The sequence below is a fragment of the uncultured Polaribacter sp. genome (assembly GCF_947495205.1).
GTDB lineage: Bacteria > Bacteroidota > Bacteroidia > Flavobacteriales > Flavobacteriaceae > Polaribacter.
The window spans coordinates 32,792-43,040 of sequence record NZ_CANLXV010000018.1; the positions used below are offsets into that span (position 1 = coordinate 32,792).

Annotated in this window: 8 protein-coding genes; all 8 read right to left on the minus strand. The window is 30.7% G+C overall.

What is annotated here, in order from left to right:
• Nucleotides 1-97 precede the first annotated feature (97 nt).
• On the minus strand, nucleotides 98-2,005 hold the full coding sequence (gene glgB / locus Q0762_RS13545) for a 1,4-alpha-glucan branching protein GlgB (protein ID WP_298767606.1): 1,908 nt from the start codon (nucleotides 2,003-2,005) through the stop codon (nucleotides 98-100).
• 28 nt (nucleotides 2,006-2,033) lie between these two features.
• Entirely contained in the window at nucleotides 2,034-3,296 is a 1,263-nt protein-coding gene (locus Q0762_RS13550) for a glucose-1-phosphate adenylyltransferase (protein WP_298767608.1), read from the minus strand.
• A 4-nt stretch (nucleotides 3,297-3,300) separates the two neighbouring features.
• Nucleotides 3,301-4,707, minus strand: coding sequence for a glycogen synthase (locus tag Q0762_RS13555; RefSeq protein ID WP_298767609.1), 1,407 nt, complete (start codon nucleotides 4,705-4,707; stop codon nucleotides 3,301-3,303).
• Nucleotides 4,708-4,831: 124 nt separating this feature from the next.
• Complete coding sequence (locus Q0762_RS13560) at nucleotides 4,832-5,419, minus strand: hypothetical protein (protein WP_298767611.1); 588 nt, start codon at nucleotides 5,417-5,419, stop codon at nucleotides 4,832-4,834.
• 115 nt (nucleotides 5,420-5,534) lie between these two features.
• The gene (gene rplT, locus Q0762_RS13565; RefSeq protein ID WP_298767613.1) at nucleotides 5,535-5,879 is read right to left on the minus strand and encodes a 50S ribosomal protein L20; all 345 of its coding nucleotides are present in this window, start codon (nucleotides 5,877-5,879) and stop codon (nucleotides 5,535-5,537) included.
• Between the two features lie 105 nt (nucleotides 5,880-5,984).
• Nucleotides 5,985-6,182 (minus strand): 50S ribosomal protein L35, encoded by a 198-nt coding sequence (rpmI, locus tag Q0762_RS13570; RefSeq protein ID WP_298767615.1) that lies wholly within the window; start codon nucleotides 6,180-6,182, stop codon nucleotides 5,985-5,987.
• Between the two features lie 75 nt (nucleotides 6,183-6,257).
• A complete protein-coding gene (gene infC / locus Q0762_RS13575) occupies nucleotides 6,258-6,776 on the minus strand; it encodes a translation initiation factor IF-3 (RefSeq protein WP_298767619.1) in 519 nt (172 codons plus the stop codon).
• A gap of 114 nt (nucleotides 6,777-6,890) precedes the next feature.
• On the minus strand, nucleotides 6,891-8,834 hold the full coding sequence (thrS, locus tag Q0762_RS13580) for a threonine--tRNA ligase (RefSeq protein WP_298767617.1): 1,944 nt from the start codon (nucleotides 8,832-8,834) through the stop codon (nucleotides 6,891-6,893).
• Nucleotides 8,835-10,249 lie beyond the last annotated feature (1,415 nt).

Sequence of the window (10,249 nt, forward strand, 5' to 3'; positions counted from 1 at the left end):
TAAAAAAAAGCTAATTTTTTGTGAAATAGTAAAAATAAGTTCCTTTTTTTTGTTGTTTTCTTAGGTAAACAAAAGAAAGGAACTTGTATTTGGAAGTTTATTTGTATTTAAATGCTACCATTCCTAATGGTGGTAGTTGTAATTCTACAGAATTAGGTCTAGTATTCCATTCTTTTTTTTCTGAAGTGATTGTATTATTGTTATAATTTGCTGTTCCGTTGTATTTAGAGTTGTCAGAATTAAAAATTTCTTCTAAATTTCCTTTCTTGGGTAAACCTATTCTGTATTTTTCTCTGGGTTGTGGTGTTAGATTTAAAACAATAATTACATCGTCTTTTTTATTTTTTCCTTTTCTTATGTAAGACATTACAGAGTTTTCATGGTCTCCATGATCTATCCATTCAAAACCATCTGGAGAAAATTGCTTTTGATGCAGTGCTTTTTCAGTTGTGTAAAATTTATTTAAATCTCTTACAAGGTTTTGCGCGCCTTTGTGCACATCATATTCTAAAACAAACCAATCTAAACTTTTCTGAAAATCCCATTCTGATATTTGGCCAAATTCACTACCCTGAAATAAAAGTTTTGTTCCTGGATGTGTAAACATAAAGCTATATAATAAACGTAAATTAGCAAAACGTTGCCATTCATCTCCAGGCATTTTATCTAAGATAGATTTTTTGCCATATACTACTTCATCATGAGATAATGGTAGCATAAAGTTTTCTGTAAAAGCATAATTTAAGCTAAAAGTTAAATCGTTTTGATGGTGTTTTCTATATATAGGTTCTTTTGCAAAATAATCTAAAGTATCGTGCATCCAGCCCATCATCCATTTCATTCCAAAACCTAATCCTCCAGAAAATACAGGACTAGAAACTTGCGGAAAAGAAGTAGATTCTTCTGCAATGGTTTGTACATCTGGGTAAAATTTATAAACAGCTTCATTCATTTCTTTTAAAAAACTGATAGCTTCTAAATTTTCTCGTCCACCAAACTCATTTGCTTCCCATTCACCATCTTCTCTAGAATAATCTAAGAAAAGCATAGAGGCCACGGCGTCTACACGCAAACCATCTGCATGGTATTGATCTAACCAAAATAAAGCATTACTAATTAAAAAAGATTTTACTTCTGCTCTTCCGTAATTAAAAATTAAACTTTTCCAATCTTGGTGATACCCTTTTCTAGGGTCTGGATGTTCGTAAACACAACTTCCATCAAAATTACCTAAACCGTGCGCATCTGAAGGGAAATGTGAAGGCACCCAATCTAATAAAACGCCAATTCCTTTTTCGTGAAATTTATCTACTAAAAATTTAAATTCATCAGGATAACCAAATCTAGAAGTAGGAGCAAAGTAGCCTGTTAGTTGATAACCCCAACTTGGGTCATAAGGAAACTCCATAACTGGCATAAATTCTACGTGTGTAAAATTCATGTCTGCTACATAATTCACCAATTCATCAGCTAATTCTGTATAGCTCATAAATCTATTTTCTGCTACTTTTTGTTTCCAAGAGCCTAAATGCACTTCATAAACGGCATAAGGAGCATCTAAAGCGTTGTGCTTTTTACGATCGTTCATCCATTTTTTATCTTTCCAGGAATAATTATCTTCCCAGACTACAGAAGCTGTTTTTGGTGGATGTTCGTTTCTACGTGCATAAGGATCTGCTTTTTCTGTTATAACCCCATTATTGTTGCTAAAAATTTTGTATTTGTATAAATTGCCTTTACCAACATAGGGTATAAAGCCTTCCCAAATTCCGCTAGCATCCCATCTTACATTAAGTTGGTGTTCTTGGTCGTTCCAATAATTAAAATCTCCAACAACAGAAACTTCCTTTGCGCTTGGTGCCCAAACTGCAAAATAGGTACCTTCTATACCATCTATGGTAGTAATGTGCGAACCAAATTTTTCGTATAATTTGTAGTGTTTACCAGTTTTAAATAGGTTTATATCAAATTCTGAAAATAAACTATGCGCTATAACTTTAGACATGTAAAAGTTTTAAATTAGAATAAGACATTTATATTATTGTACCTTTTGGAAGTATTGCACCTTTTTTTATGATGACGATACCGTCTTTAACTTGATAAAGATCTGTTTCTATATCTTTTAAATGTGATCCTCCAGAAATTTTACAATCGTCTCCAATTCTTACATTTTTGTCTATAATACATTTGTTGATAACACATCTATCTCCAATACCAATTTGTATTTCAATATTGTTGTTTTCAATTTGTTCTAAAGACTCATAATTGTCATTACCCATCATATAAGTATTGGTTACAACAGATTGTTCGCCAATTTTAGAACGAATGCCAATTACAGATTTTTCTATTTTTTCTGCATTAATAATACAACCGTCTGCAATAACTGTTTTATTTAAAATAGTGCCACTAAATTTAGATGTAGGTAAAATACGTGGTCTTGTAAAAACACGATTGTCATCATATAGATTAAACTTAGGTATATCTTCTGTAAGTCCTATGTTTGCTTCAAAAAATGAATCTATAGTTCCAATATCTGTCCAATACCCTTCATAAGGATAACTCATTGTTTTGTGTTCATTAATGGCTTGTGGTATAATTTCTTTACCAAAGTCTATAGTGTCTGGATTGGCCATTAATTCTACCAATAACTCTCTATTAAAAATATAAATACCCATAGAAGCCAAATAGTTTCTATCTTCTTTTTTCATTTCTGCACTTACTTCAGAAGTCCAATCTGGTAATAAATGTGCATCTGGTTTTTCAATAAATGATGTAATTTGATCGTTTTCATCAGTCTTTAAAATCCCAAAAGAAGTGGCATCTTTTGCATCTACAGGATAAGTAGCAATAGATATTTTAGCACCACTTTGTTCATGCTTGTCTATCATGTCTTGAAAATCCATATTATACAACTGATCTCCAGATAAAATTAATGCATATTTAAAATCGTTTTCTAAAAAATGATGCATACTTTGCCTTACAGCATCTGCTGTTCCTTGAAACCACTTATCACTATTCATAGTTTGTTCTGCGGCTAAAACATCTACAAAAGCAGAACTAAAAAAACTAAAATGATAGGTGTTTTTTATATGTTGATTTAACGATGCCGAATTGAATTGTGTTAATACATACATTCTTTTAATGTCTGCATTTATACAGTTAGAAATAGGAATATCTACCAACCTATATTTACCAGCAATAGGCACTGCTGGCTTAGATCTGTCTGCGGTTAATGGATAAAGTCTAGAACCTTGTCCGCCGCCTAAAATAATTCCTAATACATTGTCGTTAATCATAATTTTATTTTTTTGTTTGTTGTAATGATTTATATAAATTTACGTACAATTGTGCAGAGTTGCTCCAAGAGTTATTGATTTTCATTACTTTAGTTACATTCTTTTGGAATACTTTTTTGTTTTTATAATATTCAGTTGCTCTAGAAATGGCATGCGTTACTTCTTCTACATTTACAGTATTATGGCAAATTCCAAATCCATCATTTTTAATATCTATTATTGTATCTTTTAAACCACCTATGGCGTTTACAACTGGTATTGTACCATATCTTAAGGAGTACATTTGGTTTAATCCACAAGGTTCTACGCGAGATGGCATTAGTAAAAAGTCTGCGCCTGCATATATTACATGTGCTAAACTTTCATCATAACCAATAAAAGAATTGTAATTTTTATTGTTGATGTTTGCCAAACGAGCTTCTGTTTCTTTGTGGCCAGAACCTAAGAGTAAAATAGAAATATCATTTTCAGCCAAAGCTTTTTCAAATATTTGTGGAAATAAATCTGCTCCTTTCTCCCCAACTAGCCTTCCTATAAAAGCAAAAAGAGGTTTAGATTCAGCTAACTTAAACTTTTCACATAAGTATTTCTTGTTTCCTTTTTTACCAGTAATAACATTTGTATGATTAAAGTTTTGTTTTAACATTTTATCCGTTTCAGGATTCCAAACATTCCAATCAATACCATTTAAAATACCAACACATTTGGCACTTTCGTGACTTAACAAACTTTCTAAACCATTTGCGCCTTGTTTTAATTCTTCCATGTAAGAAGGTGAAACTGTGGTTACTTTCCAAGCACATTTTATAGCTGCAGCAAGCGGATTAATAATGCCTTTCCAATCTAATAATCCTACTTTACTAAAATCAAAAGGAGGTATTAAGTTTACACTGTCATGCGAAAACCAACCTTGGTATTGTGCGTTATGTATGGTTAAAACCGTAGGAATATTTTTAAGTGCAGCATATTTATGACATTCTTGAACCATAAAAGGAATTAAACCTGTGTGATGGTCATGAACATGAATTATGTTTGGTTGCTCATTTAGTGTTAAAAGCCAATCTAATGCTGCAATTTGAAAAGCTAAAAAACGTTTTGTGTCATCATTAGAATAAACGTATTCTTTGTATACTAGGTTGGGTACATCAATGCAAAACAAATCAAAACCTAGTGTGCTATCTTTTAATTTTAAGATTTTAAAGTTGTAATAATCGTGTCCTAGTGCTATTGCATTTTCATAAATTAAATCAAAAGAATTATTGGCAGTAAATTTATTATTGTAATAGGGCATTACAACATTACTATTTACACCTATTTCTTTTTGGTATTTAGGTAATGCTCCTACAACATCTGCTAAACCTCCAACTTTTGCAATGGGGAAACATTCTGCACTAATATGTAATACATTCATGGGGCAATTATTTATATTGTAAAAGTACAAAAATTATGAATTAAAAAAGAATAGTAACGTATTATTACAATAATCTTAAAATATTAAGATTTTTTTGGTCTATTAAAATAATTACTTTTTAGTATTATGCGTTTCTATGCTTATTAATTTCATCTTGTAATTGCCTTCTTAGTTTTTGTTCTCTTTCTAAAGATTTTTTTCTGTGTTGTTCAAATTCATTTTCAACATATAACAAGCTATCTTTAGCTTCTTTAGTTAAAATGTTACTTCTAGAAAATTTAAAAATAAAATAAAATAAAGCGAATAATAGTGCCAAAATTAAGCCCCAAAGAATTAGGTTGTAGTTTAGTTTACTAAACTCTAAACCAAAAAGAGAAATAGTGTTTTCTTTTTTATTGGCGGCTTCAAGTGCTATTTGAGTTTTAGATAGTAGCGCCTTTGTTTCTTTGTTGTTTTCAATTTCTTTATTTAAAAGGTTATCTTTTTTAGATACCAAAGATTTTGTACTGCTAACAGAGTCTAAAACATTCTTTTTTAATTGCAGGTACTTTTCTTTACTAATTACCTTATAAACTTGATAATTGGTAGAGGTTCTATAGATCTTATCAAACTGACCGTTTAAAGAATTGTCTTCTTGTATAACCGTGTTGTCTTGACCAAAATAGTTAAAGCATGCACAAAAAAGTGCAAAGAATAAAAAGCGAAATTTCATGATTTTAAAATATTATTTTAGGGGTTAATTTAGGTGGTTCGTTTACCTGAAGTAAATGTAATAAAAAAACCCAAACAAAATGTTTGGGTTTTAATTATAAGCAAGTAATTTATATTTATTTAATTTTCTCTACAACTGCCTTAAAAGCGTCTGGGTTGTTTACAGCTAAATCTGCTAAAACCTTACGGTTTAATTCAATTTGATTCGCTTTTACTTTCCCCATAAACTGAGAGTAAGACATTCCATTTAAACGAGCTGCCGCGTTAATACGAACAATCCATAAAGAACGGAAGTTTCTCTTATTGTTTTTACGGTCTCTATATGCATAAAGCATACCTTTTTCAACCGCATTTTTTGCTACTGTGTAAACGTTTTTTCTACGTCCAAAGTAACCTTTTGCTGCCTTCAAGATTTTTTTTCTTCTTTTTCTTGAGGCTACTGAATTTACTGATCTTGGCATAATTTCAATGTGTTTTGTAATAAGCGGCGTTACTAACGTACTTCTAATTAAAAATGACTTTAATTGCTAAATTACATGGTTAATAATAAAATTCCCTTTTTAAACTTATTTTAAGTTTAATTGTTGCTTGATATTCGCTTCATCAGACTTATGTACTAATGTAGAATGTGTCAAGGCTAGCTTACGTTTTTTAGATTTCTTTGTTAAAATGTGACTTTTAAACGCGTGCTTTCTTTTTAATTTTCCAGTACCAGTAACTTTAAATCGTTTTTTGGCGCTAGATTTGGTTTTCATTTTAGGCATCTCTCCTTCGTTTTAACTTGCTTAATATTTTTGGTCTATAGTTGTTCCTTTTAAAAAGGAAGTTTGTATGGAATCTTATTTTACTTTTTTAGGAGCAATAAACATAATCATACGTTTACCTTCTAATTTTGGCAATTGTTCTACTTTACCATACTCTTCTAATTCTTGAGCTAATTTTAATAAAAGAATTTGTCCTTGTTCTTTAAAGATGATAGAACGTCCTTTAAAGAAAACAAAAGCTTTTAATTTAGCACCATCTTGTAAAAACTTAATGGCGTGCTTTTTCTTAAACTCATAATCGTGCTCATCTGTTTGAGGTCCAAAACGAATTTCTTTTATAGTAACCTTAGTTGCCTTAGATTTTAGAGCTTTCTCTCGTTTCTTTTGCTCATACAAGAATTTCTTGTAATCAATAATTTTACAAACAGGTGGTTTTGCTTTGGGAGAAATTTCTACCAAATCCAATTCCTGTTCTTTGGCTAAATCTTTAGCTTTCGCTAAAGGATATACACCAACTTCTACATTATCGCCCACAAGACGAACTTCGTCAACATATTTTATTTTCTCATTAATCCTATGTTGATCTTCTTTGATTACTCTTAATGGCCTTCTTGACCTGCTTCTACGAATTGCTATGACTTATAAATTTAAAATTAACATTTGGCTGTTTGTCAGCCTTATTTTTCTATGTACTAATAAACTTCAAAATTAATTAAAATCTACCAATGTTTTACTTTCTTCTGTTTTAATTAAAGAAATAAATTCTTCAATAGTAAATGTACCTAAATCTCCTTCACCATGTTTTCTTACAGACACAGTTCCGTCTTGTTCTTCCTTTTCACCAATAATTACCATAAATGGTATTTTGCTAAATTCTGCATCACGAATCTTACGACCCGTTTTTTCACTTCGGTTATCTACTAGGGCGCGAATTTCGGAATTTTCTAACGATTCTAAAACTTTTTCTGAATATTTTTGATATTTATCACTGATAGGCAACAAGATAACCTGATCTGGAGTTAGCCAAAGTGGGAAATTTCCTCCTGTATGTTCTAAAAGTACAGCAATAAAACGTTCTAAAGACCCAAACGGAGCTCTATGAATCATTACTGGTCTGTGCAAGTTATTGTCCGCACCTTTGTAAGTTAAATCAAAACGTTCTGGTAAATTATAATCAACTTGTATGGTACCCAACTGCCAACTTCTACCTAATGCATCCTTAACCATAAAGTCTAGTTTAGGTCCATAAAAGGCAGCTTCACCAGTTTCTACAACAGTTTCTAGTCCTTTTTCTTCAGCGGCTTCTATAATGGCTGCTTCAGCTTTTACCCAGTTTTCATCTTTACCAATGTATTTATCAGGATTTTCTGGATCTCTCAATGATATTTGAGCCGTAAAATCATCAAAACCAAGTGTTTTAAAAACATATAAAACCAAGTTTATAGTTTCTTTAAACTCATCTTTAAGTTGATCTGGTGTACAAAAAATATGTGCATCATCTTGTGTAAAAGACCTTACACGAGTCATTCCGTGCAATTCGCCAGATTGTTCATAACGATAAACCGTACCAAATTCTGCATAACGCTTTGGTAAATCTTTGTAAGAAAAAGGTTTAAATTTATAAATTTCACAATGGTGAGGGCAGTTCATCGGTTTCAACAAAAACTCCTCATCCATTTTTGGCGTTCTAATTGGCTGAAAACTATCTTCACCATATTTTTCATAATGTCCAGAAGTTTCATACAATTCTTTTTGTCCAATATGTGGTGTTACCACCATTTCGTAACCACCAATTTTTAAAGCTTTCTTTAAAAAATCTTCTAAACGCTGTCTTAAAGCAGCACCTTTTGGCAACCATAATGGTAAACCAGCACCAACTCGCTGAGAAAAAGTAAAAAGCTCTAGCTCTTTTCCTAATTTTCTGTGATCACGTTTTTTAGCTTCTTCTAAAAGTTCTAAATACTCTTTCAGCATTTTTTGCTTAGGAAAAGAAATTCCATAAACCCTAGTTAACTGATTATTTTTTTCATCACCACGCCAATAAGCACCAGCAACGCTCATAATCTTTACAGCTTTTATAATACCTGTATTAGGTACATGGCCTCCTCTACATAAATCAGTAAAATTACTATGGTCGCAAAAAGTAATATCACCATCAGTTAAATTTTCAATCAATTCAACTTTATATGGGTTGTTTTCACTTTTATATAAAGACAAAGCATCGGCTTTAGAAACAGCACGAAGAGAAAACTCATGCTTACCACGCGCAATTTCTAAGAATTTCTTTTCAATAGCATCAAAATCCTTATCAGAAATAACAGCATCACCTAAATCTATATCATAGTAAAAACCATTATCAATAGCAGGTCCAATAGTTAACTTTGCCTCTGGATGAAAACTTAAAATAGCTTCTGCCAATACGTGAGCACTAGAATGCCAAAAAGCTTTTTTACCACCAGCGTCATTAAAAGTATATAAAACTAAATCTCCATCTGTAGTAAGCGGGGTAGTGGTTTCAATAGTTGTACCATTGTAGTTTGCAGAAATTACGTTTCTAGCAAAACCTTCACTAATGCTTTTAGCCACGTCCATTGGCGTGCTATTTTGCTCAAACTCTTTAACAGTTCCGTCAGGTAAAGTAACTTTAATCATTTAATTAAATCAATTTTAGTGGCGCAAAGATATTAGAAAACAACAATCCATACAATATATATATGCAGTAATATAAAAGGATGTCTTATTTGGGTGTTCCCACGCAAAAAAGCGTGGTCAGGCTTTACGCTACAATCTTTTTATGAGGAATAACAGAAAATCAAACAATTTCTAAAAAGCTAAGTTTACAAATACAACATGCGTTTATATTAAGATAGTCATAAAAAGGATTTCCACTGCAATCCTTAACACGGGCTTAGTTATAATAAACAGTATTTTCTATAACTTGGAAGAACTATAGGTTAAAACCAATTTTAAAACCAACTCTAATATAAGGGATACATATATGTATAGAAGGAAAAATACATATAAAACAAAGCAAAACTAAAATTAATTAGAAAAACGGATTGGTAACAATACAAGTAAAATAATTGTTGCAGATATTAAGGAGCAAAAATTAACTAAAGAAACTGTACAGACTTGTATATAAGGTAAGCTTAAAAACAAAATCTTTTCTTGTAAGCAAAATAACTTCCTTTAAGTTAATATAACTTGTCTAGTTTAATAACAATCTGGTATATTTTTACTACATAATAAGGTAACCTAAAGTTATTGTGGTTTTTTATTCAAGTAATAGGTTTAATCAATTCGTAAAATAATGCTGTTAGTTTCGTTTTTTTAGAAATTAAAACAGAAACATTATGCAGAAATCTATAGTAAAGTGAGTAGCTTTTTAATAAAGAAGGCAACAAACAGAAAATAATATTGCGTTTTAAGGAGAGTTTATTGCTCACATTATTGCAATTTTAAATTTTTTCAGCCAATTTTTCGTTTATTATTTGAACAATTTGGGTAATGATTTTTAAAATTACCTGCAGCTAAAATCGATTTGTAAATTATTTTAAGATGCTTTTTGCTGTTTTAATGATAATAAAAAGCAACATGTAGCCAATTCCTAATTCTATTTCCTATAAACTTTCAGATATAATATTGTTATTATTGGTTATAATTTGTGTTATAATATAAAAAGAAGAGATGTATAAGAAGGTTTAAAAATGGTTTGTATTGGGTTTAAATTATTGTTGTTTAGTAGAAGTTGCAATTAGCGTAAAAAAACCATGTTTTATAATCAATTTATTTACAGTGTTTTGCGATTTATTTTAAAATAATTTACAAGTTTTTCCATAAAAGTGTTGTGTATGTAAAAAGAGGTTGTACATTTGCACCCGCTAACGGAAATACGAGTAAGTTAGTTTAAGTTCATTGAGAGTTTGTTTAGGGGTTTTTTGGTCTTACAAGAAGTTAATTTTATGATTTTATTCAGTTTTAAAAAGATAAAATTAAAACATCAAAAAAGATTAGGAGGTTAAATAAAAGCGACTATCTTTGCAGTCCGAAATTTTTCGGGAAAGCAA

Bases quoted from the DNA above. Each gene is read 5' to 3' on its own strand.
- rpmI (WP_298767615.1), bottom strand. From the start codon at position 6,182: ATGCCTAAAATGAAAACCAAATCTAGCGCCAAAAAACGATTTAAAGTT.
- Q0762_RS13550 (WP_298767608.1), bottom strand. From the start codon at position 3,296: ATGATTAACGACAATGTATTAGGAATTATTTTAGGCGGCGGACAAGGT.
- Q0762_RS13560 (WP_298767611.1), bottom strand. From the start codon at position 5,419: ATGAAATTTCGCTTTTTATTCTTTGCACTTTTTTGTGCATGCTTTAAC.
- Q0762_RS13555 (WP_298767609.1), bottom strand. From the start codon at position 4,707: ATGAATGTATTACATATTAGTGCAGAATGTTTCCCCATTGCAAAAGTT.
- rplT (WP_298767613.1), bottom strand. From the start codon at position 5,879: ATGCCAAGATCAGTAAATTCAGTAGCCTCAAGAAAAAGAAGAAAAAAA.
- thrS (WP_298767617.1), bottom strand. From the start codon at position 8,834: ATGATTAAAGTTACTTTACCTGACGGAACTGTTAAAGAGTTTGAGCAA.
- glgB (WP_298767606.1), bottom strand. From the start codon at position 2,005: ATGTCTAAAGTTATAGCGCATAGTTTATTTTCAGAATTTGATATAAAC.